Genomic DNA, 25821 nt, shown 5'->3' with positions numbered 1-25821 from the left:
TCCCTCCGATGAGTGATCAGGCCGCGGGAAAGAGCGGCGTCCCCACCCTGCTGCGCGTGGGCATGGCGGCCGCCGCCATCGGCGCGCTGCTCATCTACAACTCGGTGGACGCGTCGCCCGTCCAGGCCCCGGCGCCGCCCGCACCCCCGGTGGTCACCGCCGCGGCCGCGGCGCCGGCACCGGCGCAGCCCGCCGCCCCCGAGGAGGAGGCCAAGCCCTCCCCCGCGATGGCACGCTCGGCGCCCACCAGGCTGAAGATCCCTCAGATCGCCGTGAACGCGCCGTTCACCGAGCTGACCCTGGACGCCTCCGGCATGCTCAACGCGCCGGCCCCGGACAACAAGAACCTGGCCGGCTGGTACAACGGCGGCCCCTCCCCCGGCGAGCGCGGCAGCGCGGTCGTGGCGGGCCACGTGGACACCAGGACCGGCCCGGCGGTCTTCCTGCTGCTGCGGATGCTGCTGCCCGGCAACAAGGTCGAGGTGACCCGCGCGGACGGCCAGGTGGCGGTCTTCTCGGTCGACTCCGTCCAGACCTTCCCCAAGGACTCCTTCCCCGACGCCAAGGTGTACGGCAGCACCGGCAACGCCGAGCTCCGCCTGATCACCTGCGGCGGCACCTACGACAAGAAGCGCAAGGACTACCTGGACAACGTGGTGGTCTTCGCGCACCTGGAGTCCTGGCACAAGGCCTGACCGGGCCCGCGGCGGCACCGGGGCGGGCCCGCCCGCACACCGGGGCAGGACGTACGGGAGAGCCGGCACCCACCGGGTGCCGGCTCTCCCGTACGTCCTGGGGGTCAGGCCGGGACGGTGCTCTCGAAGGCGTGCAGGTACGGGTTGACCGGGTGGACCTCGCCCACCGCCAGGCCGGCCGCGGACATCAGGGTGACCATGCTCTGCTTGGAGTGCTTGGCGCCGCCGACGTTGAGCAGCAGCAGCAGGTCCATCGCCGTGGTGAACCGCATCGAGGGGCTGTCGTCGACCAGGTTCTCCACCACCACGACCCGGGCGCCGGGGGCGGCCGCCGCGACCACGTTCGCCAGCGTGCGGCGGGTGCTCTCGTCGTCCCACTCCAGGATGTTCTTGATGATGTAGAGGTCGGCCTTGACCGGGATGTCCTCCCGGCAGTCCCCGGGCACCAGCCGGGCCCGGGAGGCCAGCGCGCCGCCGTCGCGCAGCCGGGGGTCGGCGTTGGCGACCACCTTGGGGAGGTCCAGCAGGGTGCCGTGCAGGCCCGGGTGCTTCTCCAGCAGGCTGGCCAGCACGTGGCCCTGCCCGCCGCCGATGTCGACGACCGAGTTGACGCCGGTGAGGTCCAGGTACTCGGCGAAGTCCGCGGCGGACTGGCGGCTGGAGGTCGTCATGGCCTTGTCGAAGACCTTGGCCGACTCGCGCCCGTCGCTGTGCAGGTAGTCGAAGAACTCCTTGCCGAACACCTCGGGGAAGACGTTCTTGCCGGAGCGGACGGCCTCGTCCAGCCGCGGCCAGGCCTCCCAGGTCCACGGCTCGGTGCACCACAGCGAGATGTAGCGCAGGCTGTTCGGGGCGTCCTCGCGCAGCAGGCGGGACATCTCGGTGTGGACGAAGCGGTCCCCGTCCGTCTCGGCGAAGATGCCGTAGCAGGAGAGCGCGCGGAGCAGCCGGCGCAGCGGCTTGGGCTCGGTGTCCAGGGCCGACGCGAGGTCGTCCACGGTGGTCGGCTGCTCGCCCAGCGCGTCGGCGACGCCCAGCCGGGCGGCCGCCCGGACGGCGGCGGCGCAGGCGGCGCCGAAGACGAGTTCGCGCAGGCGCATGGCGGCCTGCGGGTCGGTGGTCGGTGCGGTGGTCATGGGGCCGTCCTTCTGATGGTCGGAGGGGAGCAACGGCGTCGGGCGGGGGGCCGGGGGGCGGATCAGCAGTGGCCGGCCGGTTCGGAGACCGCGCAGTGGTTGCGGGAGAAGACGTTGGCCGTGCCGGTGTCGCGGTCGGCGAGGTCGGCGGGGCTGTTGCCGTCCACGTGGTTGTCGCTGACGGTGATCCGCGTGTTGGGGACGCCGACGACGCTGCGGAACAGCACGATGCCGCCGGACATCGACGAGGCGCCGACGTTGTCCCGGACGGTGTTGCCGGTCACCAGGGTGTCCTCGGCGCCGGTGAGGAGGATGCCGGTGCCCTGGATCGCGTCCAGCCGGGGGTTCGGCGGGCAGTACTTGTTGTTCTCGGTGACGGTGTTGCGGCTGACGGTCAGCGCGCCGGCCCGCGGCACGCCCTCGTCGCCGACCACGAACACCCCGCCGCAGTTCCCGTGCACGATGTTGCGGTCGATGCTGAGGTTGCGGGCGCGCCGGATGGTCACGCCGATCCGGTTGCCGCTCAGCATGTTCCGGCTGATCACCGCGCCCTCGGTGTCGATGGCGCCGCCCTCGTTGTCCACGGTGTTGGCGAGGAAGATGCCGGACTGGCCGTTGTCGGCCGCCTCATTGCCGGTGAAGCTGCCCCGGACGGACTTCTCCTGGCTGATGCCCTGCTGGCCGTTGCCCAGCGCGCGGACGCCCCGGACGGTCATCCCGTCGGTCTCGCTGGCGTTGAGGCCGTTCTTGCGGAAGCCGGAGACGGTGAGCAGCTCGACCCGCACGCCGGTCAGCCGGGCGCCCTCGGCCCCGGCGACGCAGATGCCGTGGCCGGCGGTGGCGCAGGCGCCGGTGTCGGCCGGGTCCTGCGTGATCACGGTGTTCGGGCCCGCCCCGCGCAGGGTGAGGCCGGAGCTGGTGATCCGCACGCTCCCCCGGTAGGTGCCGGGCAGCAGCTGGACGGTGTCGCCGGGGGCGGCCGCGTCCACCGCCTGCTGGATCGACTCGCCGGGCTGGACGAGGTGGAGGGCGGAGGCGTGCGCCGGGGGTGCGGCGCCCAGGGTGATCAGGGCCGAGGCGGTGGCGGTGGCCGCCGCGAGCTGGGGGACCCGTCGCGTGGGCATGATTCGGAACCTGCTTTCCTTGCACGGTCTCTGAGGCGCGGTGCGGTGGTGACAGCCGGTCGGACCGACGTCCGCGGGCGCTGCTCCGCCGGGGCGCGCGGGCGGCATGCGTGTCCGCCGGTTCGACGCTATGGGCGATGCGGCGGGCCCGCCACCGGGTGCGTCCGCCGGGCTGACGGGGCGTCGGCCGGTTGTCGTAACGGGGCGTCAGACGAGCGGGACGCGGCCGGGCGGCGACGGGCCCGGGCCGGTCCGCGGTGCCCGGCGGACGCGCCCGGCCGACGCGCCGGGGGCGGGCCCGCCGGGAAGGGGCCCTCGCTCCGGGGCCGGGTGCCGGACGGCCCGGGCGGGTGCCGGACGGCCTGCCCCGGGCGCCGGGCGGCCGGGGTCCGTTCCGGGGCCGGGGCCGAGGTCCGTTCCGGGGCCGGTGACCGGCGGCGACGGGCCGCGTGACAGGCTCTCGGCATGAACGCCGCACCACTGCCGCCCGCCGCCCGCAACCCGATCGGGGCCCACGTACCGGTCGCCGCGAAGGGCCTGGCCGGGACGGGACTGGCGTTCGCCCGGCGGGTGGGCGCCGAGGCCGTCCAGGTGTTCGTGGCCAACCCGCGCGGGTGGGCCACTCCCCCGGGCAACCCGGCGCAGGACGAGGCCTTCCGGACGGCCTGCGCGGAGGAGGGCATCGCCGCCTACGTGCACGCGCCCTACCTGATCAACTTCGGCTCGGACACCGCGGCGACCCGGGAGCACTCGGCCGAGTCGCTGCGGCACTCGCTGCTGCGCGGGCACGCGATCGGGGCGCTCGGCGTCGTCCTGCACACCGGTTCGGCGGTCGGCACCGCGCCGGACGGCGGCTCGCGGCGGGCCGAGGCGATGGCCCAGGTCCGCGCGGACCTGCGGCCGCTGCTCGACGAGCTGGACGGGCTCGGCGAGGACGCCCCCTGGCTGCTGCTGGAGCCGACCGCCGGCCAGGGCCGCTCGCTCTGCTCCCGGATGGAGGACCTCGCGGAGTACCTGGACGCGCTGGACGGGCACCCGCGGGTCGGCGTCTGCCTGGACACCTGCCACGCCTTCGCCGCCGGGCACGACCTGGCCGCCGAGGGCGGGGTCGGCGCGACGCTGGACGCGCTGGTCGCCGCGGCCGGGCCCGGCCGGCTGCGGCTGATCCACGCCAACGACTCCGAGGACGAGGTCGGCGCCCGCAAGGACCGGCACGCCAACATCGGGGCCGGCCGGATCGGCGCGGCGCCGTTCCGGGCGTTGTTCGAGCACCCCGCGACGCTGGGCGTGCCGCTGGTGATCGAGACGCCGGACCGCAAGCACGGCGGCGACGGCACCGGGCACGCGGCGGACATCGCCCGGCTGAAGGAGCTGCGGACGGCGGCGGCCGCCGGCTGACTCGGGGGCGTCCGGCCCGCGGCCCCTCCCCCGCGGCCCGAGCTGCCGCCCCCGACGTGCGGTGGCAGGGTGGTACGGGGGATTTTCTGCCCGCGACTGCCGCACCCGCGAGGGGGCACCGATGAGTCCGACCCGCAGACTGGCCGCGCTGCCCTGTGGACGACGCAGCAAATGGGTCGTCCTGGTGCTCTGGATCGTCCTGGTCGCGGCCGCGGGGCCGCTCGCCGGGAAGCTGATGGGCGCCGAGGACAACGAGGCGTCCAGCTGGCTGCCGGGCAACGCCGAGTCGACCCAGGTCCTGGTGGAGCAGCGGGCCTTCCAGCCGGTGGACACCGCCCAGGCCGTGGTGGTCTACGAGCGGCCGAGCGGCATCACCGAGGCCGACCGGGCCAAGGCCGCCCAGGACGCCCAGGCCTTCGCCACCGCGCCGCACGTGCTCGGCCCAGTGACCGGGCCGCAGCTGTCCAAGGACGGGCAGGCGATGCAGACCGTGGTGCCGGTCGACATCGGCACCAACGGCTGGAACGACCTCAAACCGGCCGTCGACAGCATGCGGGCCACCGCGGCCGCCGGCGCCGACGGGATGGCCACCCACGTCACCGGCCCGGCCGGGATCGGGGCCGACCAGGCGGAGGCCTTCGCCGGGATCGACGGCACCCTGCTGTACGCCACCGTGTCCGTGGTGATCATCCTGCTGCTGCTGACCTACCGCAGTCCGGTGCTGTGGCTGCTGCCGCTGCTCTCGGCGGGCGTGTCGCTGATCGCCTCGCAGGCCCTGATCTACCTGCTCGCCGAGCACGCCGGGCTGACCGTCAACGCGCAGAGCGCGGGCATCCTGATCGTCCTGGTCCTGGGCGCGGGAACGGACTACGCCCTGCTGATCACCGCCCGTTACCGGGAGGAGCTGCGGCGTCACGAGGACCGGCACGAGGCGATGGCGTTCGCCCTGCACCGGGCCGGGCCGGCGATCCTGGCCAGCTCGGCCACCGTGATCGCCTCGATGCTGTGCCTGCTGGTCGCCGAGATGAACTCCACCCGGGGACTCGGCCCGGTCTGCGCGATCGGCGTGGCGGTCGCGCTGCTGGCGATGCTGACGCTGCTGCCGGCGCTGCTGGTGATCTGCGGCCGCTGGGTGTTCTGGCCGGTGCGCCCGGCCTACGGGACGGCGGAGCCGACGAGGACCGGCAACTGGGCGCACGTCGGCGGCTGGATCGGGCAGCGGCCGCGGAAGGTCTGGGTGGGCACCGCGCTGGCGCTGGCGGCCTGCTGCGTGGGCCTGGTGTCGCTGAACGCCAACGGCCTGAGCACCGCCGGGACGTTCACCGGCACACCCGACTCGGTGGTGGGCCAGCAGGTGCTGGTGGAGCACTTCCCCGGCGGCACCGGCGCGCCGCTCACCGTGATCAGCTCGGCCGGGGAGGCCGGCACCGTCCAGGCGGCGGCCGCGGCCACCCCCGGCGTCGCCTCGACCACGCCGCCGGTGACGCACGGGGACGTGGCGGTGTTCCAGGCCACCCTGACCGACCCGCCGGACAGCCAGGCCGCCAAGGACACCGTGGACCGGGTCCGGGACTCCGTCCACGCGGTGCCGGGCGCCGACGCCAAGGTGGGCGGCAGCACCGCCGTGATCCTGGACGCCGGGCGGGCCGCCACCGCCGACAACCGGACGATCATCCCGCTGGTGCTCGGCGTGGTGCTGGTGATCCTCGCCCTGCTGCTCCGGGCGGTGACGGCGCCGCTGGTGCTGATCGCCACGGTGGTGCTGAGCTACGCGGCGGCGATGGGGATCAGTGCGTTCTTCTTCACGCACGTCTTCCACTTCGAGGGCCAGGACAACGCCTTCCCGCTGTTCGTGTTCGTCTTCCTGGTGGCGCTCGGCATCGACTACAACATCTTCCTGATGACCCGGGTCCGGGAGGAGGCCGTCCATCGCGGCACCCGGGCGGGGGCGGTCGCCGGGCTGGCCGCGACCGGTGGCGTGATCACCTCGGCCGGCCTGATCCTGGCCAGCACCTTCGCCGTGCTGGGCACCCTGCCGGTGGTGGGGTTCGCCGAGATCGGCTTCGCGGTGGCGCTCGGCGTGCTGCTGGACACCCTGGTGGTCCGGTCGGTGCTGGTCACGGCGCTCACCATGGACATCGACCGGCACATGTGGTGGCCCAGCCTGCTCGCCCGGCCGCGCCGGGAACTGACGGACCATCAGCGGTCGAAGGTGGTCTGAGGGTGACCGCCGGCCGCCTACCGCCGGCAGGTTGGCCAGACAAGTTTCGGACGAGTTCACGCAGTGATCGTCCGATGTCTTGCCGCGCGTGACCCTCGGGGCGAAGACTGCCCGACAGCCCGCCGATTGACGGGTTCAGGACACTTCTTCGCGGAGCACTGATGCCGTTCCCCACCCTCCGTCGTACCCCGCGCCTCGCCGCCGCCTGTGCGGTGGCCGCCGCCCTGATCGCCCCGCTGACCGCCGCCCCGGCGCAGGCCGCGGCGCCCGCGCCGGTGCCGGCGCTCAAGGTGCTGACGTACAACGTCTTCCTGATGAGCAAGAGCCTCTACCCGAACTGGGGCCAGGACCACCGGGCCAAGGCCATCGCCTCGGCCGACTTCTTCCAGGGCCACGACGTGGTGGTGCTGCAGGAGGCCTTCGACAACGCCGCCTCCGACGCGCTGACCGCCCAGGCCTCGGCCGCCTACCCGTACCACACGCCCGTGGTCGGCCGTTCGACCTCCGGCTGGGACGCCACCGGCGGCAGCTACAGCTCCACCACCCCCGAGGACGGCGGGGTCACCCTGCTCAGCAAGTGGCCGATCCTGCACAAGGAGCAGTACGTGTTCAAGGACGCCTGCGGGGCGGACTGGTGGTCGAACAAGGGCTTCGTCTACGCCGTGCTCGACGTCAACGGCCTGCGCACCCACGTGATCGGCACCCACCTGCAGTCCACCGACACCGGCTGCTCCAACGGCCAGCCGGCCGCCGTCCGGGCCGCCCAGCTGCGCGCGATGCGCTCCTTCGTCGACGGGAAGAACATCCCGGCGGCCGAGCCGGTGCTGATCGCCGGCGACCTCAACATCGACTCCCACGGCAGCGAGTACCCCTCGCTGCTCGGCAACGCCGGTGTGGCGCCCGCCGACAGCCGGACCGGCTGGGCCAACTCCTTCGACACCGTCGACAACTCGATCGCCGCCTACCGCTACCCCGGCGAGCCGAAGGAGGACCTGGACTACGTCCTCTACCGCGCCGACCACGCCCGGCCCACCGTCTGGCACAACGAAGTCCTGCACACCCACAGCTCGCCCTGGACGGTCAGCAGCTGGGGCACCAGCTACACCTACACCGACCTCTCCGACCACTACCCGCTCAGCGCCGGCTGAGCGGCGGGGCACCCTCGCCGGCGGCGCCCGCGCCCGGGCACCCGTCCGACCGAACCCGGGATGCGGCGCGCCGGTGCCCGGCCTAGGTTGCGCTGGGGGGCCAACGACGAGAGGTGAGCACTCCCATGGCAGGAAAGTTCGAGGTCTACACCGACGAGAGCGGCATGCACCGGTTCCGGCTCAAGGCGAGCAACGGATCGGTCGTCGTGACGGGTGAGGCGTACGAGACGCGGGACGACTGCATCAAGAGCATCGAGTCGATCCGGAAGCTCGCGCCGTACGCGGAGCTCAAGGAAGGCGCCGCCACCCCGGCCTGACCCCGCGCGCACCCGGGCCGGCCACCGCACGCGGTGGCCGGCCCGGGTGTTTCACGTTCGCCGACATGCGTTCGTCTGTTCGACATATCCCTTTGGCCGCCCGCACGCCGGGCGCGGAGAGAACGATGGCATGCGTGTCGCCATCGTCACCGAATCCTTCCCGCCCGAGGTCAACGGCGTTGCCCACAGCGTGCTGCGGACGGCCGAACACCTCGTCCGGCGCGGCCACCAACCCCTGGTCGTCACTCCCGCCCCGGCCCGCGGCGCGCACTGCCCGCCGCACTCCTTCGGCCCGGACGCCGGCACCGTGCCCGTCGTCCGGATCCCCTCCCTCCCGCTGCCCGGATACCCGCAGGTGCGGATCGCGCTGCCCAGCCGGCAGCTCGCCGCCGCGATCTCCGGGCATCGGCCCGACCTCGTCCACCTGGCCGGCCCCTTCGTCCTCGGGGCGCGCGGCATGGAGGTGGCCCGCTCGCTCGGCGTGCCGGCCGTCGCCGTCTACCAGACCGACCTCGCCGGGTACGCGCACGCCTACCGGGCCGGCCGGGGGCTCGGCGAGGCGGCCGCCTGGCACCGGATCAGGACGGTGCACCGCGCCGCCGCCCGCACCCTGGCGCCGTCCACCCCCGCCGCCCAGGACCTCACCGCGCACGGCGTGCCCCGGGTGCGGCTCTGGCCGCGCGGCGTCGACTCGGCGCGCTTCCACCCCGGGCACCGGGACGAGGCCCTGCACCGGGCGCTGGCCCCCGGCGGGGAGGTGCTGGTCGGGTACGTCGGGCGGCTCGCGCCCGAGAAGCGGGTGGACCTGCTCGCCGGGGCGTCCGCGCTGCCCGGCGTCCGGGTGGTCGTCATCGGCGACGGCCCGTCCGGCCCGGCGCTGCGCGCCGCCATGCCCGGCGCGGTGTTCCTGGGCCGCAAGACCGGGGCCGAGCTGGCCCGTTGCTTCGCCAGCCTGGACCTGTTCGTGCACACCGGGCCGCTGGAGACCTTCTGCCAGACCATCCAGGAGGCGATGGCCAGCGGCCTCCCGGTGGTCGGCCCGGCGGCCGGCGGCCCGCTGGACCTGGTCGGACACCACCGCACCGGGCTGCTCGTCCCGCCGCGGGACGGCCGGGCGGTGACGGCGGCGGTCGCCGCGCTGGCCGCCGACCCGGAACTGCGGGCCGCGTACGGGCGGGCCGGGCGGGCCGACGTGACGGCGCGCAGCTGGGAGTCGGTCGGGGACCTGCTGCTCCAGCACTACGCGGAGGTGCTCGCCGAGCACCGCGGCGAGGGCGTGGACGGGGGCCTGGGCGTGGGCGTGGGCAGCCGGGCGGGCACGGGCCCGGCCGTCGGCCTGGCGGGCCCGTGCGACGGCCCCGGTACGGGCCCGGGCCCGGCCGGCGTCGAGGACGTGCCGGCCCCGCCCACCGGGTCGCCGGACCCGGCCGGACCCGCCGGCCTGCCCGCCGCGACGGTGGGCGGGGGCACGGCCGCACCGGCGCCCGTGATCGTCGAGGGGCAGCCGGCATGAACACCCCTCTGCGGATCGTCCGGCTGGCCAACTTCGTCACGCCGGTCTCCGGCGGCCTGCGCACCGCGCTGCGCCACCTCGGCGCCGGCTACCTGGCCGCGGGCCACGAGCCGGTGCTGATCGTTCCCGGCCCGCGGCGGCGGGAGGAGCACACGGAGCAGGGCCTGGTGATCACCCTGCCGGGCCCGGTGGTCCCGGGCAGCGGCGGGTACCGGGTGCTGACCGACCGGCGGGCCGTCACCCGGGCCCTGGCCTCGCTGGCACCGGACCGGCTGGAGGTGTCGGACCGCACCACGCTGCGCTGGACCGGCGCCTGGGCCCGGCGCACCGGAGTCCGGGCGGCGATGGTCTCGCACGAGAGCGCGACCGGCCTGCTGGGGGCCTGGGGCCTCCCGGCGCCGGTCGCGCGGACTCTCGCCGACCGGCTCAACTCCCGTACGGCGCAGGCCTACGACACGGTGATCTGCACCACCGACTGGGCGGCCGGCGAGTTCCGCCGGATCGGCGCCGCCCGGGTGGTGCGGGCCCCGCTCGGGGTGGACCTGGCCCGGCTCGACCCGGACCGCTTCGCCCACTCCCGGGAGCAGACCAGGGCCCGGTACGCCGGTCGTGGGCAGGTGCTGCTGGTGCTCTGCTCCCGGCTGTCGGCGGAGAAGCGGCCGGAGCGCGCGCTGGACGCGCTCGCGGAGCTGCGGCGGCGCGGCACGCCCGCCGTGCTGACGGTGGCCGGCACCGGGCCGCTGCTGCCGCGGCTGGCCGCGCGGGCCCGCAGGCAGCGGCTGCCGGTCCGCTTCCTCGGGCACCTGAGCGGGCGGGAGGCCGTCGCGGAGCTGCTGGCCTGCGCCGACGTGGTGCTCGCCCCGGGCCCGGTGGAGACCTTCGGGCTGGCCGCGCTGGAGGCGCTGGCCTGCGGGACGCCGGTCGCGGTGAGCCGGCACTCGGCGCTGCCCTCGATCGTCGGCCCGGCGGGCGCCGTCGCCGACGACACCGGCGCGGCCTTCGCGGAGGCCGTCCGGGAGTTGCTCGACCGGCCGGTGCACGAGCGGCGGGCCGTCGCCCGGGCCCGGGCCGAGGAGTACGGCTGGCCGGCCGCCGTCGCCGGGTTCCTCGCGGCGCACGGGACCGGCGCGGTCGGGGAAGCGGCCGGGACGGCGGCCGGCGACGGCGGCGGGACCGGGCGTCCCGGCACCGGGACGGCGGCCGGGACCGCGCTCGGGGCGGCCGGGGGGCCGCGATGAACCCCGGCCGGAGGGCCGCCGTCCGGGAGCCGGCACCGCACCGTCCGGGCCCGGTGGCGGTGCCGCGCGGCACGGGTCCGGCCGCGGCGCCCGGGTCGGCGCCGCTGCGGTTCGCGGCCCTCGGGGACTCGCTCACCGAGGGCGTGGGGGACCCGGCCCCGGGCGGCTGGCGGGGCTGGGCCGCGCTGCTGGCGGGCGGGCTCGCCGAGCACCCGGCCGGGGTCGAGTTCCACAACCTGGCCCGCAGCGGCGCGCTGAGCCACGACCTGACGGGGGCGCAGCTGCCGGCCGCGCTGGCGCTGCGCCCGCAGCTGGCCGCCGTCGTGGTCGGCGGGAACGACACCCTGCGGACGGGCTTCGACATCCGGCGCACCGCCCGGGAGCTGGACACCGCGCTGAGCGCGCTGGCCGCGGAGGGCACCCTGCTGCTGACCGCCTGCCTGCCCGATCCGGGGTCGCTGCTGCGGCTGCCGGGCCCGCTGGCCCGCCCGCTGGCCCGGCGGATGCGGGCGGTGAACACCGTGGTGCACGCGCTGTCGGCCCGCCACCGGACCGTCCACCTGCACCTCGCCGAACTGCCCTGGACGGCCGAACGCGGCCTGCTGAGCGTGGACCGCCTGCATCCGAGCGCGACCGGCCACCACCTGATCGCCGTCGGTTTCCACGCCCGGCTCGCCGAGGCGGGCCACCGGCTGGGCCCGGCACCGGCCGCCGCGCCCGCCGGGGCGGGGCCGGGCCGGGCGGCGGACCTCTGGTGGATGGCCACCCGGGGCACCAGCTGGGTCGCCGAGCGCAGCACCGACCTGCTCCCCGGACTGGTCGCGCTGGCCGTGGCCGAGGCCCGGGGGCGGCTGCGCGGCGCGACGACGCGGCTGGACGAACAGATGGCCGGGGCGGCCTCGGCGGCCCTGGCGGGGCTGCCGTGACGGACGGGCGGGTGGGCCGGTCGCGGAGCTCCGGCGCGGGGCGGCCGGCGGGCCGCGGCCGGCGGTGCCGGCCCGGGCCGCCGGGCGCGGGGTTCGGGGTTGGCCGGTCTGCGCCCGCCGGGCGGGGCGCGGGGGCGCGGCTGGTCCACACTGGGGTCATGCAGAACTTGATCACGGACGTCCTGGCCGGCCACCGGGTGGAATCGGTCAAGGGCGGGTTCCAACTGGACATCACGCTCGACGGGCCGGTGACCGTACGGGTGGAGAACGAATTCCGCCTCGCCGGGCCCTCCGAGGTGGAGCACTTCTACCCGGACCTGACCTTCGAGCCCTCCGAGGCCCTGCTGGAGCTGGTCGGGCGCAGCGTCGGAGCGGCGCGGGTGACCATGGCGGGGGGCCTGGAGCTGGCCTTCGACTCGGGGCACACGCTGTCCGTCCCGCCGGACGCCCGGCGGGCGCCCTGGAGCGTGTTCACGCCGCACGGTGCGGTGTGCACCGCGCTGGAGGGCGGCGAGGTGGTCTGGGCGGCGGCCGGTCCGACGGCCTGACGGCGGGGCCGGGGCCGGGGCGCCCGAACGGGGTGCCCTGTTCGGAACGGGGTGCCCTGTTCGGCCGACGGCCGGCCGGGTGACGGCCGGATTCGCCGTACCGCTGCGTGGGGGATCAGTGGACCCATGCGGCATTCTTCATATTATCGGTCCCGTCAGAGCGTCAGATCCTCGTCCCGCACGGCCGTGCTGCTCTGCCTCTCGACCGTCATAGCGGGGTGCACGGGCCAGCTCACTCCCCCGCGGGCGGCCGCCCCGCGCTCCCCCGCCGGGCCGCACTCGCCCGGCACCGCCGACCGGGTCGCCCTGCCGCCCGCCGCACCGGCCGCGATCCCCGGTTCCGCCCGCGACCAGGAGCGCAACAGCGCCGACGCGGCGGCCCTGCGCGAGGCCACCGCCCGGCAGGCCCTGGCGACCGTCCGCGCCTGGGGGCTCGACGCCCTACCGATCCCCGCCCCGGAACCACCCGCGCACGCCCCCGAACTGCGGGCCGTCCAGGGCGTGACCCTCCGCCCCGGACTGCCCCCGGTGGTGGCCCGCGTCCCGACCGACGAGAAGGTCGTCTTCCTGACGGTGGACGACGGCGCCGAGAAGGACCCGGAGTTCGCCCGGATGACGCGCGAGCTCGGCATCCCCTTCACCGCCTTCGTCAGCGGGTACCTGGCCAGGCCGGACTACGGCTACTTCCGCGGCCTGGCGGAGCAGGGCGACACCATCCAGAACCACACGAACAACCACCGTGACCTGCGGAAACTGACGTACGACCAGCAGCGCCAGGAGATCTGCGGGCAGCAGGACGAGATCGAGCGCGAGATCGGCGCCCGCCCCAGGCTCTTCCGGCCGCCGTACGGCGAGTACAACGAGGACACCCTCAAGGCCGCCGCCTCCTGCGGCATCGAGGCCGCCGCGCTGTGGAACGAGGAGGCGTTCGCCGACCACATGGAGTGGCGCTACGCCGACCAGCGGCTGCACCCGGGCGACATCATCCTGACCCACTTCCGCGGCCCCACCCTCTGGAAGGGCACCATGCCCGACATGCTCCGCCAGGTGCTCAACACGGTGACCGCCCAGGGCTACGCGCTGGGCCGGCTGGAGGACTACCTCTAGGGCACGCCGGGAGGGCCTCGGGCGGGCGGGCCTCGGGCGGGCGGGGCAGGAGGGGGCGGGGCAGGCGGGCGCTCAGACGGCCGGGCAACGGTTGCCGCGCGGCAGCCCGTACCGGCCGGCCACCCGGTAGGTGCCCGGGCCCGGCGCGTGCAGCACCGTCCACTCGCCGGCCTGGGCCAGGCAGCCGCGGCCGGCGCCGTCCGGGCCCACCACGCCCAGCCAGGGCGACCAGGGGACGCGCAGCAGCACCGGGCCGGCGACGGCGACGTCCACCGTGAGGGCGGCGGGCCCGGCCTCCCGGACCGTCCCCGGCGGATCGGCCAGCGGCAGGCTGCCCGCCACCCGGAACAGCCGCCACCGGTCGTCCTGCCAGACCGGGCTGAGCCACGGGTGCCCGGCCGCCACGATCCGGGCCTCGTCCACCGCCGCGTCGTCCGGCGGGTCGACCGGCAGCACCACGTAGCCGACGCCCCAGTGCCGGAGCCAGTCGCGATAGGCGTCCGCGGTCAGCGTGCCGGTGTAGAAGAGCGGGTTGCGGGCGACGTCCGCCTGCCGGTTCCAGCCCCGGGCGAGGTTGACGTACGGCGCGAAGCCCGAGGCCTCCAGGTGGGTGCGGAGCGGGACCACCTCCACCCTGCCGCGGTCGGCCCCGATTCGCCGCAGTTCGGCGATCAGCGGCGCGGTGTCCTGGGCCGTCGCCGACACCGGCACCGAGGTCACGAGGTCACCGGCCGGCTTGGCCAGCTGCCAGGCCGCCACCGCGAGGAAGGCGGCCCCCGCGGCGAGGGACCGGCGGGCGGCACCGGCCGGGACCGGCCCGGCGCCGCGCACCGGCGGGCTCCCCAGCGCGGCGGCCAGCAGCAAGGTCCCGGCGAAGAGCAGTGTCAGCCGCTCCACGTTGCTGCCGACCGGCGAGGGCACCACCCAGGTGAGCACCACCCCCGCCGCGTAGACCAGCGCGCCCGCACGGACGGTCCGCCACTGCGGCGGCGCGCACAGCCGCACCGCCGCCGCCGAGGCGACCAGCACCACCGCGACGTACCAGTCGAAGGGCTGCTCACCCTCGAAGGGGAAGAGCAGGGCGCTCGCCGCGAGCACCGCGGCCGGGCCGACGGCGAGCAGGCAGGCGTCCCCGCGGCGGCCGGTGAGCAGCAGCGCGGCGGCGACCACTCCGAGGAACAGGCCGGCCAGCGGGCTCCCTGCGGTGGCGGCCGTCGCGAGCGTGAGGACGGCCCCGGCCCGGAGCGCCGGACGGCCGGTGACCGGCCCGGCGACCGGCCCGGAGCGCGCCGCCGGCGGAGCCGCACGGTCCTGGACGGGGAAGAGCAGCGCCAGGGCCGCCAGCGCGAAGGCCAGCCCGATCGCGAAGGTGACCCGGCCGGACGCGATGTTGCACCAGAGCGCCACCGCCGCCCAGAGCGCCGGGAGCAGCGGCCTGGCCACCTGCGGACGGATCAGCAGCCGGGCGGTGATCGCCGCCGACGCCGTGCCGGCGAGCACGCCCGCCGTGCGGACGCCCAGCCAGCCCATCAGGTACGGCGAGAGCATGCTGTACGAGGCGGTGTGCATCCCGCCGTACCAGGAGAGGTTGTACGCCGCGGCGGGATGCTGCCGGGCGAAGTCCGTCCAGGCGTACTGGGCCGCCAGGTCACCGGCGTCGTTCGCCAGGAAGAGCGCCCAGACCGCGTGCAGCACGAGGGCGAGTGCGGTGGCGGCGGTCACCGGGTGGCGCCACGCCGGCACGGCCGGGACGGGCCGGGAGCGCCCGAGGAGGGCGGGACCGGCCGGGCCCGTGACGCTCATCTGGGTCCTCTCGGTGCGTGCCGGGTCCACCAGAGATAGCAGACCGCGGACCGCGCACCGCCGGGGCGCACCGCCGGGGCGCGGGCCGGCCGCCGGATGCCCCCGGATGCGCGGGGGCGGGCCCTCAGCGGTGCGCCGCCGGCGGCACCCGCGTCGGCTGCTCCCCCGTCACCCGCTGCCCCGCCGGGGGCTCGACGCCCGGGCGCACCCCGGCCGGCAGCCGCAGTTCGGCCACCGCCCCGCCGTCCGGGTGGTTGTCCAGCAGCAGCTCCACGCCGATCGCCTCGGCGTGGCCCTGCGCGATGGTGAGGCCCAGGCCGTGGCCGTTGCCGCGCTCCCTCGCGCCCGTACGGAAGCGCTGCGGGCCGTCCCGCAGGACGTCGTCGGGGTAGCCGGGGCCGTGGTCGCGGATGCTGACGGTCGTGCCCTCCACCCGGACGTCGACCGGCGGGAGGCCGTGCCGGTGCGCGTTGGCCAGCAGGTTGGAGACGATCCGGTCGAGCCGCCGGGGGTCGGTGGTGACCAGGCCGTCGGCGTCGATCCGCAGCCGCACCGGGGGGCCGGCCGAGGTGATCCCGGTGAGCAGCGGCCCGAGCGGCAGGACGGACAGGTCGGCCGGTTCGGCCCTGGCGTCCAGCCGGGAGACCTCCAGCAGGTCCTCGGTGAGCCCGCACAGGAAGCGGACCCGGTCCCGGACCAGTTCGGTGGGACGGCCCGGGGGCAGCAGTTCGGCGGCGGTCAGCAGTCCGGTCAGCGGGGTGCGCAGCTCGTGCGCCACGTCGGCGGTGAAGCGCTGCTCGCCGGCCAGCCGGCTGCGGAGCACCGCCGACATCGAGTCGACGGCGGCCGCCAGGTCGGCGACCTCGTCGCGGGGGCCGCCGAGCGGGCCGATCCGGGCCGCCAGGTCGCCCCGGGCGATCGTCCTGGCGGTCCGGGCCGCCGTACGCAGCCGGCTGCTGATCCGGTCCGCGGCGAACACGCCGGCGAGCACCGTGACGGCGACCGCCAGAGTGGCGGAGAGCAGGATCGTCCGGTCCAGTTCGGCGACGGCCCGTTCGTCCTCCCGGTAGTCCACGCGGACGGAGAACACCTTGCCGCCGCTGCCGGCGGCCGCCCACATCGCGGTGCCGTGCGGCCCGGGACCGAACATCGAACCCTCGTGGCCCTGCACGGCCAGCCGGCGCAGCTCCTCGGGCAGGCCAGCCGCGGCCGGGGCCCCGGCCGCGGCCTCCTCGACGGCGGCGGTCTGCCCCACCACCATCCCCGTGCCGGAGTAGGCGGCGAGCAGCGACTCCAGGGCCGCCTCGGCGGACCTGCGGGCCTGCTCGGTGTGCTGGCGCACGGAGGCCTGATGGACCAGCAGCCCGAGGGTGAGCGCGACCAGGAAGGACACCACGGCGACGGTGACGGCGATCTGCCGGCGGAGGTTCACCGCAGGCGCCGCAGCTTGTAGCCGAAGCCGCGGATGGTCTCGATCCGCTCGGCGCCGATCTTCGCCCGCAGGCGCTGGACGTGGACGTCCACCACGCGGGTGTCGGCGCCCCAGGAGTAGTCCCAGACGCGTTCGAGCAGGGTCTGGCGCTCCAGCACCACGCCGGGGGCGGCGGTGAACTCCAGCAGCAGCCGCAGTTCGGTCGGGGTGAGCGGCACCGGGCGTCCGCCCACCCGTACCTCCATCGCGCCGGTGTCGACCTCCAGGCCGTCGATCTCCCGCAGGGAGCCGGCCGGCCCGGACGCCGGCGGGCCGGGGTGCGGCCCGGCGGCGGGGTGGAACGCCTGGGCCGGGTGGAACGCCTGGGCCGGGCCGGGCGGCGCCAGCGGCCGGGTGCCCAGGCCGGTGCGGCGCAGCACGGTGCGGATCCGGGCGACCAGGACGGCCGTCTCGAAGGGCTTCACGATGTAGTCGTCGGCGCCCGCCTCCAGGCCGGAGATGACGTCGATCGGCTCGGTGCGGGCCGACATCATCAGGATCGGCAGCAGGCTCTCCTCGCGGATCCGCCGGCACAGGCCCACGCCGTCGAGCAGCGGCAGCATGACGTCGAGCAGCAGCAGGTCCGGCGGCTGGGCGCGGAAGCGTTCCAGGCCCTCCAGGCCGTCGCCGGCCGTGTCGACGGGGAACCCGTAGCGCTCCAGCGCCATCCGGGTCGCCTCGCGGATCACCTCGTCGTCCTCGACCAGCAGGATCCGCGGCGCGGCGGGCGCGCCGGGGGCGGTCGTCGGCAGCAGGCCGGTCATGAGCGCCTCGTCGGGGCGGGCGTCGGGGCCTGCGGCACGGGGCTGGGCGAGGCGGCGGGCCGGGCGCCGGGAGCGACCGACGGCCGGGAGGCGGCCGGGCCGGAGTCACCGGCGCCGGACCCGCTGCCGCCACTGGGCGGGACGGCGGGCTGCGCGCTGCGCCCCGGGTCCCTGGGGTCGGCGGACAGGCCGGTGGGCAGGCAGCCCGGGACGTCGGCGGCCGGCCCGGTCGCCCGGATCTGCCGGTTGTCGAAGGCCAGCCGGACGCCGTTCCAGCGGTACGTGCTGTTGGTCTCGGTGACCTCGCTGGTCGGCTCGTGCACCAGGAGGTCCGGGCCCACGGTGTCCGCGCTGAAGCCGGTCAGCACCTGGAGGGCGAGCACCGGCAGCACCTGCCGCTCGTGCAGGGCGTAGACGTGCAGGTAGGCCCGCTGCGCGCCGGTGACCACGGCGGTGAGGAGCTCCTCGCGGCCGTCGCCGGTGAGGTCCCGGTACTGGGCCGGCCGGACGGCGCAGCCCGGGCAGCCGGCCGCCGCGGTCCGCTCCTCGGCCAGGACGCCCGGGTCCTTGTCCAGCAGCACCCGGACGTCCACGGTCCGGATGTCCTCCCCGTCCGCGACGACTCCCGGCACCGGCACGGGCGACGGCTGGCCGGTGGGCGACGCGGAGGGCAGCGGCGAGACGTCCGCGGCGGGCCAGAGCTGCTGGGGGCTCGGCCGGACGGTGACCGGGCGGGTCCTTCCCGCGTCGTGGAGCTGCCCCGCCGAGCTGCAGCCGGCCGAGGCCGCGACGGCGAGGGCCGCGAGGAGCACGCCCGCCCCGGGTGCCAGGCGGCCGAGCCATGTCCGCACAGTCCTCACGTGGGGGTGCCTTTCGGGTCGGGGCCGGCGGGTGGAGCGCCGGTCGGATCGTCCACCCTGCATTACGCGCGACGGCGTGCGCCGGTTGCACCGGGGCGGGCGCGGGGGCCCGGCGGCCCGGCTCCGGCAGCCGTCCTGAGCAGCGCCTTTCGCCGGCGGACGGTGGACAGGCGGAGGGCGGAGGGCGGGCGGAGGGCGAGCCCTGGGGGGAAGGCCGGGTCGGGGCGGCGCCGGCCCGTGGGAGGTACGGGCCGGCCGGGCCGGTCAGCCGGTCGGCGGGGTCGTGCCGACGTAGTCCGCCAGCACGATGATGTTGTCGGAGTAGTGGCCGTCGGCCCCGACCCGGCCGCCGCAGGTGATCAAGCGCAGCTCGGGGCCGGCGGTGTCGCCGTAGACCGTCGCGGTCGGGAACCCGCTCTTGGGGAACTGCTGCAGTTCCCGGACCTTGAAGTTGACGGTGCCGCCGTTCCGGCCGCGGACGTCGATCCGGTCGCCCGGCCGCAGCTGCGGGAGGCGGTGGAAGACCGCCGGCCCCTTGCGGGTGTCGTAGTGGCCGAGGATGACGGCCGGCCCGGGCCGGCCGGGGACGGGCCCCTCGCGGTACCAGTCGACCTGCCCCGGCCGGTCGGCCGGCGGCACCTCCACGGTGCCGTCCGGGTTGAGGCCGCCGCTCTCGACCGGGGCGTCCACGCCGATCCGGGGAATCAGCAGGCGGGCGGGCGGGGACACCGCCCCGCCGGCCGGGGCGGCGGGCGCGAGGTCCGCCCCCGGGGTGCCGGACGGGACGGGCGCGCCCGGCGGCGGGGCGGTGCCGGGCGCCGGACCGGCGGTCGCGGACGCCCCCGGGGCGCCGCCGGCGAACTCGATCCGCACCGGGTCGTGCCGCGGCGCCGGGACGAGCACCAGCGCGGCGAGCACCAGGGAGAGGCTGCCGCCCGCCGCGGCCGGCGCCCACGAGGGGCGCCGGCCACGACGGCTGCGGTCAGCCCTGTGCGCCGGCACGGCGGCGGGCGACGGCGAAGCCGATCCCCGCCACACCCGCGACGGCCAGGCCGGAGCCGGCCAGCACGGTGACGGTCGAGCGGCCGGTCTCGGCCTCACCGGTCTGGGCACCGCCCTTGGGGACGGTGGTGACCTGCGGCGCACCGGCGCCGCGGTCCCCGGTGGCCGGGGCGGGAACGGGGGCGGGGGACGCGGTGGCGCCCGTGCCGCCGGCCACCCGCGGCGACGCCGGGGCGGCGGGCGCCGGGGCCGCGCCCGATCCGGCACCGGCGGAGGGGCTCGCGGGGACGGACACCGAGGGGGTCGGGGTGCCGTCGGCGAACGCCGCGGTGGCGGGGCCGGCCAGGGCGACGGCTGCTCCGGCGGTGACCAGGGCAAGCCGGACCGCGCGGCGGGACAGACCGGCGGGACGGCCGAGGGCGCGGCCGGTCAGGCGTCCTGACATGGGAATACCTCCAGGTTCGGCCGCCCCCGGCCCTATTGGCCGGGGGCTGACACCGCTCACGCTAGGAAGCGCTCCGCACGGACCTCCGCCGGATGTGTAACAGCCTCCGGGCGGATCTGTAACAGCCGACCCCCTCTTTTTCGTCGCCTTGACGATAAGAGGCGCCGCCCGTTATCGTCAGAGAGACGAGAAAGGGGGGCCTCCGATGGCCGACATCACCAGGCGGTTCGGGCTGCGCCACCTCCGCGCGGCACCGACCTCGCACATCCGCCACCTGCGCAGCGGCACCCTCGCCCACGACGGCACCGGCCTCGCCTTCTGGTTCCGGCCGCTCACCGCGGCCCTCTCCGAAGTGCCGGTCGACGACCGCGAACTGGGCATGCTCTTCCACGCCCGCACCGCCGACTACCAGGACCTCACCGTGCAGGCCACGGTCACCTACCGGATCACCGACCCGGCGCTGGCCGCGACCCGGATCGACTTCGGCATCGACGCCGGCACCGGCACCTGGCGCAGCGCGCCGCTGGACCAGCTCGGCGCCCTGCTCACCGAGACCGCCCAGCAGCACGCGCTCGACCTGATCGCCCGCACCCCGCTGGCCGAGGCGCTGGCGGACGGCGTCGGCGCCGTCCGCCGGCGCGTCACCGAGGGCCTCGCCGACGAGAGCCGGCTGACCGAGACCGGACTCGCCGTGATCGCGGTACGGGTCATCGCGCTGCGGCCCGAGGCCGAGCTGGAGCGGGCCCTGCGCACGCCCGCCCGCGAACTGGTCCAGCAGGAGGCCGACCGGGCCACCTACGAGCGGCGCGCGGTGGCGGTCGAGCGGGAGCGGGCCATCTCCGAGAACGAACTCGCCAGCCGGATCGAACTCGCCCGCCGGGAGAAGGAACTGGTCGAGCAGCAGGGCGCCAACGCGCACCGCGAGGCCGAGCAGGCCGCCGCGGCCGACGGCGTCCGGGCCGAGGCGGAGGCCGCCCGCCGGACCAGGCTCGCCGAGGCGGAGGCCGGGGCCGCCAGGGTCCTCGCCGGGGCCCAGGCGGATGCCCAGCGGGCGCTCGGCGAGGCGAAGGCCGCCGCCGAACAGGCCTGGCTGGCGGCCCACCAGCAGGCCGGCCCGGACGTCCTGCACGCCCTGGCGCTGATGCGGCTCGCCGAGCACCTGCCCAGCATCGGCAGCCTCACCCTGACGCCCGACGTCCTCACCGGCCTGCTGGCCCGGCTCGGCCTGTCGCCGGCCGGCGGCGGGGCGGACGGCGGCACCGGGGGCGCCGGGGGCACGGCCGGCACCGATGGCGCGGGCGGTGCCCGGTGACGCTCGCCCCGCGGGTGGTGATCGTGCACCGCCGCTCCGAGTACGAGGAGCTGCTCGCCCGGCACGGATCGGCCGGGCAGGCCGCGTTCTTCCTCTCCACCCGCGGCCGCTCGCTCGACGACACCGAGCGGCCGCACCGGCGCACGCTCGCCGCGCTGGCCGAGGTCGCCGCCGCCGTCCCGCTGGACTGGCGGCGCACCCGGGTCGAGCGGGCGGATCTGGACCGCTTCCTGTTCGCACCGGACGACGTCGTGGTGGTGGTCGGGCAGGACGGCCTGGTGGCCAACGCCGCGAAGTACCTCGGCGGCCAGCCCGTCATCGGCATCGACACCGACCCCGGGCGCAACCCCGGTGTGCTGGTGCGCCATCAGGCCGCGGACGCCGCCCGGCTGCTGCGGGCCGCCGTCGGACCGGGGGCGGACGCCCGGCTGGAGGGACGCACCATGGTCGAGGCGGTCGCCGACGACACCCAGCGGCTGCTCGCCCTGAACGAGATCTACCTCGGCCGGAGCACCCACCAGACGGCCCGCTACCGGATCTCGGCACCGCCCGGCAGCGAGCCCGGACCGGCCCTCGGCGCGGGCTCCGCGGCCGGGGCGGGCTACGAGGCCGACGCGGGTGCAGGGGCAGGCGGGGGTGCCGGGGCGGGCACAGGCGCCGGTGCCGTGGCGGGCACAGGCGCCGGTGCCGGCCGGGGCCCGGGAGCGCCGGAGGCCGAGACACAGGCGTCCTCGGGGGTGCTGATCGGCACCGGCACCGGTGCCACCGGCTGGTGCCGGTCCGCCTGGCTGGAGCGGCGGAGCAGCCTCCCGCTGCCCGGCCCGACCGCGCCGGCCCTCGCCTGGTTCGTCCGGGAGGCCTGGCCTTCGCCCACCACCGGCACCCGGCTCGGGCAGGGGCTGCTGACCGGCGGCCAGCACCTCGCCCTGACGGTCGAGTCCGACCGGCTGGTCGCCTTCGGCGACGGTGTGGAGTCGGACGCGCTCCAGCTGAGCTGGGGCCAGACCGTCCGGGTGGGCGTCGCGGCCGAACGGCTGCGCCTGCTGACCTGACGGCCCGCCGGAGCGGCTCAGAGGCCCGCCAGCGCCTCCGCCTCGGTGTCGTAGACGTTGAAGACCGAGACGAGCTGGGTGATCTGCAGGATGTCCTGGACCTTGGGGGGAAGGTCGGACAGCGCGAGCTTCGCGCCCCGGTCGCTCGCGGTGGTGTAGCTGCCGACCAGCTCGCCGACCCCCGAGGAGTCGATCGCGGTCACGTCGGCGAGGTTGAACAGGATCTTGGTGGCGCCGCTGTCGAGGGCCTCGTGGACGGCCCTGCGCAGCGCCACGTCACCGACCCCGATGGTGATCCTGCCCTTGAAGCCGAGAACGGTGACGTCACCGGACGTCCGGGTCGAGACGTTCATCCGTGGTTCTCCTTCCGGGGGCCCGCCATCGCTGCCGGGGGTGGCGATGATGGACTTGCGCAGCGTGACCCGGGTCCCGCCGCCGGGCGGGAAGGCGAAGTCGACGCCGTCCATGAGGTGGTGCATCAGGAACACGCCCCGGCCGCCGGGCAGCAGGAGGCGCTCGGGGGTGCGCGGGTCCGGGCAGGCGGCGGGGTCGAAGCCGGGGCCGTCGTCGGTCACCGTCACCACCACGTGGCCGTCCGCCACCCCGGCCTCCAGCAGCACCGATCCGAGCCCGCCGGACCGCCGGCCGTGCCGGACGGCGTTGGACACCGCCTCCAGGACGGCCGTGATGACCTGGTGGTGGGCGTCGGCGGCGAGCGGCAGGGTGGCCAGCAGGGCGCCGATCTCCTCCTCCACCCGGCCGAGGTCGGGGTCGTCGCGACCGATCGTCAGCTGCATGGGGCGGCCCCGCCGGCCGGCCTCGGCGGGCGGCCGCTCCTCGGCTCCCCGTACCGGGGGCGGGCGGGCCGGGCCGCGTCGGTGCCGGTGCCGGTACCGACGGTCGCGGCGGGTGCGCTGGTGACGGGCATGTCGGGACCCTCCCGTGAGGGGTGAGCCGGATCGGGCGGACGCGACACATCGTGCCCGACCGATCCCCGGATCCGGGCGGCACCACCACGTGCTCCACACGAACGAGCGAACCCGCCCGCAGGCCGGTTTGGCCCCGCCGGGCCGGGACGCCGGGACGCGCCGCGGGTGTGGAGCGGACGTACAGCGGGCGTACAGCGGACGGGAGGGACCTGGCGCCGGTCTCACCGGGCGGGGGCGCCGAAGCGTAGCGGGGGGCGGCCGGGCACAACGTCCGCGCCTGCCCCGGTCCGCGAGGCGGGCCGCAGAGCGGCCTTCGGGCGGGCCGGCCGACGGGCGGACCCGCGTCGGGTGCGGTGCCGGACGGGAGCCGTGCGGGGCGGGAGCAGTGCCGGAAGGGAGCAGTGCCGGATCGGTGCAACGCCGACTGGAACGCCCGGCCGACGGCTGGAACGCCCGGGGGCGGGCCGCGAAGGCCCGCCCCCGGTGGCTGCTCCACCGCCCCTTCCCGGGTGCGGTCGAGGCCGGTGCGTGCGGGACCGCCCCTCCCGGACGGCTCGTCGCACACGTCCTGGGAGTCGCGGTCGGGCAGGCCGGCGGGCGGGCGGAAGCCCGTACGGTGGCTCCGGCCGCGCGCCAGGACCACTCCCCGCCGTGCCGCCGCCCGCCCCCGGGGGGGGGCGGTGCGGCCGCTGGCACCGCCTGGGTCAGATCTCCAGATCGGCCTCGATCTTGGTGAGCTGGTGGCGGGCCATCGCCAGGTTGGCACGGCCGCGGTCCAGCGCCAGGTAGAGGAAGAGGCCCTTGCCGGTCCGCCCGCCCAGCGGCCGGATCATGTGGTACTGGGTGGACAGCGTGATGAGGATGTCCTCGATGCCGTCCTTGAGGCCCAGCATGTCCATCGTGCGCATCTTGGCCCGCACCACGTCGGTGTTGCCGGCCGCGGCCACGTTCAGGTCGAGCCCGCCGGCGCCGTCCAGGATGCCGAGGGCCATACCGCTGTTGTAGTCGACCAGTGCGGCCCCGATGGCCCCTTCGATCGTGGTCATGGCCGCCTTGAGGGTGCCGTCTACGTCAGTCATGTCGTACTCCGATTCGTGATGTCAGTGCTCGTGCGTCTTGCGGTACAGGGGAAGTTCGCGGTCGGGAGGGTCGGGCCGGTCGTCGTCACCCCACCTCTTTCGGGCCGAGGGAGTCCTCCAGGAGGACGCCGATGCGTTCCGCGGAGCGCCGTGCCTCCAGGTGCAGGCGCCCCACGTTGACGTCCGGGTGGGCCAGCACGGTGAGCACGCAGGCGGAACCCGCCGCGTACGTCGCCACGTAGCCGTGCTCGCCGCGGACCAGCGACTCCCGGAAGTCGCCCTGCCCGGTGTTGTCGGCCAGGCGCTGGGCCAGGCCGAGCGCGGCCGCGGTGAGGGCGGCCAGGCCGGTCGGCTCGGTCCCGTGCGTGTCGTGGGCGATCAGCAGACCGTCCACGCTGGCCACCAGGCCGCCCGCCAGGTGCGGCACCCGGTGTCTCAGGGCACGGAGCTCGGCCAACAGGTCCGTCTCCAAGGCGATCAGTTGTCTCCTTCCGGCGCGCTGCTTGAGCGCTCGCCTCATGGACACGGGTGGCGGGTGACGGGCTGAGCGGGGGTCACAGTCGGGCCTCCAGGGCGGTTCGGACCCGGTGCAGCAGGGCGATGTCCGGGTCGTTGACGGACAGCGGCTGGGCCGCTGCGTGCGTGGGGCGGCGGGACGGCCGGGGCTCGGCCCGGCGGCGGGCGGCGGCCAGTCCGCCGGGGACGGCCGCCAGGGCCGCCCCCGGGACCCGGCGCTCCAGGCCGGCCAGGGTGATCTCCACCGTGTCGGCGTCCAGCGGGGACGCCGGCGGCGGACCGGCCGGTTCGGCCGCGCCATCCGGCCCCGGCCCCGGCCCGGGCCCGTGGGGCGCGGCGGCCAGGCCGGGCGCCGGGGCCGTCCCGAACGGGGTCGCCACCAGGCCGGCCGCGGCGAGCCGCCGGACGTCGACGGTGGTACTGAAGGCCGAGCGGCCCAGCAGCCGGGCGAGGTCCCCCGGGGTGCGCCGGCCGTCGGCGTGCGCCAGCAGCTCGCGCTGGCGCCGGTTCGGGGCCGGAACCCGGGTGCGCGGACCGCTGAGGCGATGTCCGGCCGGCACCGGCACCACCGGCGAGCTGTCGAGCTGCGGCCAGGGCCAGATCCGCTCCAGCACATCCCGCCGCCGCACGCTCTCCCGGCGCAGGGTACGGGCGCTCACCCGGCGCACCGGCCCGAGCCAGTGCCGCGCCCCGGGCTCGAACCAGGTCATCGTGGAGCGCGCGCAGAGGACGAAGAACGCGGCGTCGTACAGCGCGCCCAGGTGGCAGATCTCCAGCTCGCCGCGGGTCAGCCGGCCCTGTTCGAGCAGTGCCCGGCCGACCCGGCAGTCCGGGCCCGAGGTGCGGACCGTCTCCTGCCAGACCTCGGCCGGGACCCTCCCGCTGGCCGTCAGCAGACCGGCCAGCCCGAGGGCCTTGTCACTCTCGACGTGCACCACCCAGCCGTCGGCCAGGTGGACGGTGCCGGCCTCCCCGTGCAGCGCACCGGTCGCCCGGCTCTCGGCCAGCCGCTCGACCGTCTCACCGGGCGGCTGCCAGTAGCGCACCGGTGGCCTGCTCATGCCGGCCGCCGGCGGGCGAGGGGGTGACGGAGGGCGGTACGACGGACGGAACCGCGCCGGGCGGCGACCGGCCGGGCCGTCATGGGGTGGGCGGCCCGGGCCGGGGGCGGTGGCCGAAAGGTGTCGGATTCGGCCGGGCGGGCTGCGCCCGGAGCG

24 protein-coding genes are annotated in these 25821 nt (G+C 76.5%); 12 read left to right on the top strand and 12 right to left on the bottom strand.

The annotated features are described in order from the left end of the window. Positions 1-8: 8 nt before the first annotated feature. On the top strand, positions 9-695 hold the full coding sequence (locus IE329_RS11355) for a class F sortase (RefSeq protein ID WP_190210739.1): 687 nt from the start codon (positions 9-11) through the stop codon (positions 693-695). A gap of 104 nt (positions 696-799) precedes the next feature. Here IE329_RS11355 and IE329_RS11350 read toward each other — a convergent pair whose 3' ends face one another. Together IE329_RS11350 and IE329_RS11345 are read right to left on the bottom strand one after the other, a co-directional pair. Beyond that, a complete protein-coding gene (locus IE329_RS11350; RefSeq protein ID WP_190210738.1) occupies positions 800-1831 on the bottom strand; it encodes a methyltransferase in 1032 nt (343 codons plus the stop codon). A gap of 62 nt (positions 1832-1893) precedes the next feature. Further along, positions 1894-2955, bottom strand: a complete 1062-nt coding sequence (locus IE329_RS11345; RefSeq protein ID WP_190210737.1) for a right-handed parallel beta-helix repeat-containing protein — start codon at positions 2953-2955, stop codon at positions 1894-1896. A gap of 465 nt (positions 2956-3420) precedes the next feature. On the opposite strand from IE329_RS11345, the gene IE329_RS11340 reads away from it, so the two are divergent. The 9 genes from IE329_RS11340 (at position 3421) to IE329_RS11300 (ending at position 13371) form a co-directional block, all read left to right on the top strand. Beyond that, complete coding sequence (locus IE329_RS11340; protein ID WP_190210736.1) at positions 3421-4353, top strand: deoxyribonuclease IV; 933 nt, start codon at positions 3421-3423, stop codon at positions 4351-4353. Between the two features lie 121 nt (positions 4354-4474). Continuing rightward, entirely contained in the window at positions 4475-6574 is a 2100-nt protein-coding gene (locus IE329_RS11335) for an MMPL family transporter (protein WP_190210735.1), read from the top strand. A 161-nt stretch (positions 6575-6735) separates the two neighbouring features. Next, positions 6736-7722 (top strand): sphingomyelin phosphodiesterase, encoded by a 987-nt coding sequence (sph, locus tag IE329_RS11330; RefSeq protein ID WP_190210734.1) that lies wholly within the window; start codon positions 6736-6738, stop codon positions 7720-7722. A 125-nt stretch (positions 7723-7847) separates the two neighbouring features. Beyond that, on the top strand, positions 7848-8039 hold the full coding sequence (locus tag IE329_RS11325) for a YegP family protein (protein WP_073927045.1): 192 nt from the start codon (positions 7848-7850) through the stop codon (positions 8037-8039). A gap of 130 nt (positions 8040-8169) precedes the next feature. After that, positions 8170-9552, top strand: coding sequence for a glycosyltransferase family 4 protein (locus IE329_RS11320; protein WP_190210733.1), 1383 nt, complete (start codon positions 8170-8172; stop codon positions 9550-9552). Beyond that, on the top strand, positions 9549-10790 hold the full coding sequence (locus tag IE329_RS11315; protein ID WP_190210732.1) for a glycosyltransferase: 1242 nt from the start codon (positions 9549-9551) through the stop codon (positions 10788-10790). Before IE329_RS11320 ends, IE329_RS11315 begins: the two co-directional genes overlap by 4 nt. 53 nt (positions 10791-10843) lie before the next feature. After that, the gene (locus IE329_RS11310; RefSeq protein WP_229927360.1) at positions 10844-11716 is read left to right on the top strand and encodes an SGNH/GDSL hydrolase family protein; all 873 of its coding nucleotides are present in this window, start codon (positions 10844-10846) and stop codon (positions 11714-11716) included. Between the two features lie 158 nt (positions 11717-11874). Then, a complete protein-coding gene (locus IE329_RS11305; protein WP_190210730.1) occupies positions 11875-12264 on the top strand; it encodes a DUF6188 family protein in 390 nt (129 codons plus the stop codon). 186 nt (positions 12265-12450) lie between these two features. Next, complete coding sequence (locus tag IE329_RS11300; protein WP_229927359.1) at positions 12451-13371, top strand: polysaccharide deacetylase family protein; 921 nt, start codon at positions 12451-12453, stop codon at positions 13369-13371. 72 nt (positions 13372-13443) lie between these two features. Here IE329_RS11300 and IE329_RS11295 read toward each other — a convergent pair whose 3' ends face one another. From IE329_RS11295 to IE329_RS11270, 6 genes are all read right to left on the bottom strand, one after another. Then, positions 13444-15174 (bottom strand): MFS transporter, encoded by a 1731-nt coding sequence (locus IE329_RS11295; protein WP_190210728.1) that lies wholly within the window; start codon positions 15172-15174, stop codon positions 13444-13446. A gap of 124 nt (positions 15175-15298) precedes the next feature. Then, complete coding sequence (locus IE329_RS11290; protein WP_190210727.1) at positions 15299-16606, bottom strand: sensor histidine kinase; 1308 nt, start codon at positions 16604-16606, stop codon at positions 15299-15301. Further along, on the bottom strand, positions 16603-17409 hold the full coding sequence (cseB, locus tag IE329_RS11285; RefSeq protein ID WP_190210726.1) for a two-component system response regulator CseB: 807 nt from the start codon (positions 17407-17409) through the stop codon (positions 16603-16605). The genes IE329_RS11290 and cseB overlap by 4 nt, the downstream gene beginning before the upstream one ends. After that, positions 17406-18269: a hypothetical protein gene (locus IE329_RS11280; protein WP_190210725.1), complete on the bottom strand. Its 864-nt coding sequence runs from the start codon at positions 18267-18269 to the stop codon at positions 17406-17408. Before IE329_RS11280 ends, cseB begins: the two co-directional genes overlap by 4 nt. A gap of 264 nt (positions 18270-18533) precedes the next feature. Then, on the bottom strand, positions 18534-19187 hold the full coding sequence (locus tag IE329_RS11275; protein ID WP_229927358.1) for a class F sortase: 654 nt from the start codon (positions 19185-19187) through the stop codon (positions 18534-18536). Between the two features lie 64 nt (positions 19188-19251). After that, the gene (locus IE329_RS11270) at positions 19252-19716 is read right to left on the bottom strand and encodes a hypothetical protein (protein ID WP_190210724.1); all 465 of its coding nucleotides are present in this window, start codon (positions 19714-19716) and stop codon (positions 19252-19254) included. Positions 19717-19921: 205 nt separating this feature from the next. Between IE329_RS11270 and IE329_RS11265 the strand changes: the two genes are divergently transcribed. Then, the gene (locus IE329_RS11265) at positions 19922-21028 is read left to right on the top strand and encodes an SPFH domain-containing protein (RefSeq protein WP_190210723.1); all 1107 of its coding nucleotides are present in this window, start codon (positions 19922-19924) and stop codon (positions 21026-21028) included. Beyond that, complete coding sequence (locus IE329_RS11260; RefSeq protein ID WP_190210722.1) at positions 21025-22080, top strand: hypothetical protein; 1056 nt, start codon at positions 21025-21027, stop codon at positions 22078-22080. The genes IE329_RS11265 and IE329_RS11260 overlap by 4 nt, the downstream gene beginning before the upstream one ends. Before the next feature lie 17 nt (positions 22081-22097). Here the strand turns inward: IE329_RS11260 and IE329_RS11255 are convergent, their stop codons facing one another. The 4 genes from IE329_RS11255 to IE329_RS11240 form a co-directional block, all read right to left on the bottom strand. Further along, complete coding sequence (locus IE329_RS11255) at positions 22098-22877, bottom strand: anti-sigma factor antagonist (RefSeq protein WP_190210721.1); 780 nt, start codon at positions 22875-22877, stop codon at positions 22098-22100. An 836-nt stretch (positions 22878-23713) separates the two neighbouring features. After that, positions 23714-24088 (bottom strand): hypothetical protein, encoded by a 375-nt coding sequence (locus IE329_RS11250; RefSeq protein WP_190210720.1) that lies wholly within the window; start codon positions 24086-24088, stop codon positions 23714-23716. An 85-nt stretch (positions 24089-24173) separates the two neighbouring features. Beyond that, positions 24174-24560 (bottom strand): roadblock/LC7 domain-containing protein, encoded by a 387-nt coding sequence (locus IE329_RS11245; RefSeq protein WP_373311153.1) that lies wholly within the window; start codon positions 24558-24560, stop codon positions 24174-24176. A gap of 82 nt (positions 24561-24642) precedes the next feature. Then, positions 24643-25665, bottom strand: coding sequence for a hypothetical protein (locus IE329_RS11240; protein ID WP_190210719.1), 1023 nt, complete (start codon positions 25663-25665; stop codon positions 24643-24645). Positions 25666-25821 lie beyond the last annotated feature (156 nt).

Source organism: Kitasatospora indigofera, assembly GCF_014655955.1.
Lineage (GTDB): Bacteria > Actinomycetota > Actinomycetes > Streptomycetales > Streptomycetaceae > Kitasatospora > Kitasatospora indigofera.
Note: the sequence above shows the minus strand (reverse complement) of the source record. Positions and strands in the feature narration are given on the sequence as shown.

What these genes read in the sequence shown, in the direction of transcription:
- IE329_RS11355 (WP_190210739.1), top strand. Translation starts at nt 9, where the DNA reads ATGAGTGATCAGGCCGCGGGAAAGAGCGGCGTCCCCACCCTGCTGCGC.
- IE329_RS11350 (WP_190210738.1), bottom strand. Translation starts at nt 1,831, where the DNA reads ATGACCACCGCACCGACCACCGACCCGCAGGCCGCCATGCGCCTGCGC.
- IE329_RS11345 (WP_190210737.1), bottom strand. Translation starts at nt 2,955, where the DNA reads ATGCCCACGCGACGGGTCCCCCAGCTCGCGGCGGCCACCGCCACCGCC.
- IE329_RS11340 (WP_190210736.1), top strand. Translation starts at nt 3,421, where the DNA reads ATGAACGCCGCACCACTGCCGCCCGCCGCCCGCAACCCGATCGGGGCC.
- IE329_RS11335 (WP_190210735.1), top strand. Translation starts at nt 4,475, where the DNA reads ATGAGTCCGACCCGCAGACTGGCCGCGCTGCCCTGTGGACGACGCAGC.
- sph (WP_190210734.1), top strand. Translation starts at nt 6,736, where the DNA reads ATGCCGTTCCCCACCCTCCGTCGTACCCCGCGCCTCGCCGCCGCCTGT.
- IE329_RS11325 (WP_073927045.1), top strand. Translation starts at nt 7,848, where the DNA reads ATGGCAGGAAAGTTCGAGGTCTACACCGACGAGAGCGGCATGCACCGG.
- IE329_RS11320 (WP_190210733.1), top strand. Translation starts at nt 8,170, where the DNA reads ATGCGTGTCGCCATCGTCACCGAATCCTTCCCGCCCGAGGTCAACGGC.
- IE329_RS11315 (WP_190210732.1), top strand. Translation starts at nt 9,549, where the DNA reads ATGAACACCCCTCTGCGGATCGTCCGGCTGGCCAACTTCGTCACGCCG.
- IE329_RS11305 (WP_190210730.1), top strand. Translation starts at nt 11,875, where the DNA reads ATGCAGAACTTGATCACGGACGTCCTGGCCGGCCACCGGGTGGAATCG.
- IE329_RS11295 (WP_190210728.1), bottom strand. Translation starts at nt 15,174, where the DNA reads ATGAGCGTCACGGGCCCGGCCGGTCCCGCCCTCCTCGGGCGCTCCCGG.
- cseB (WP_190210726.1), bottom strand. Translation starts at nt 17,409, where the DNA reads ATGACCGGCCTGCTGCCGACGACCGCCCCCGGCGCGCCCGCCGCGCCG.
- IE329_RS11270 (WP_190210724.1), bottom strand. Translation starts at nt 19,716, where the DNA reads ATGTCAGGACGCCTGACCGGCCGCGCCCTCGGCCGTCCCGCCGGTCTG.
- IE329_RS11265 (WP_190210723.1), top strand. Translation starts at nt 19,922, where the DNA reads ATGGCCGACATCACCAGGCGGTTCGGGCTGCGCCACCTCCGCGCGGCA.
- IE329_RS11255 (WP_190210721.1), bottom strand. Translation starts at nt 22,877, where the DNA reads ATGCAGCTGACGATCGGTCGCGACGACCCCGACCTCGGCCGGGTGGAG.
- IE329_RS11250 (WP_190210720.1), bottom strand. Translation starts at nt 24,088, where the DNA reads ATGACTGACGTAGACGGCACCCTCAAGGCGGCCATGACCACGATCGAA.
- IE329_RS11240 (WP_190210719.1), bottom strand. Translation starts at nt 25,665, where the DNA reads ATGAGCAGGCCACCGGTGCGCTACTGGCAGCCGCCCGGTGAGACGGTC.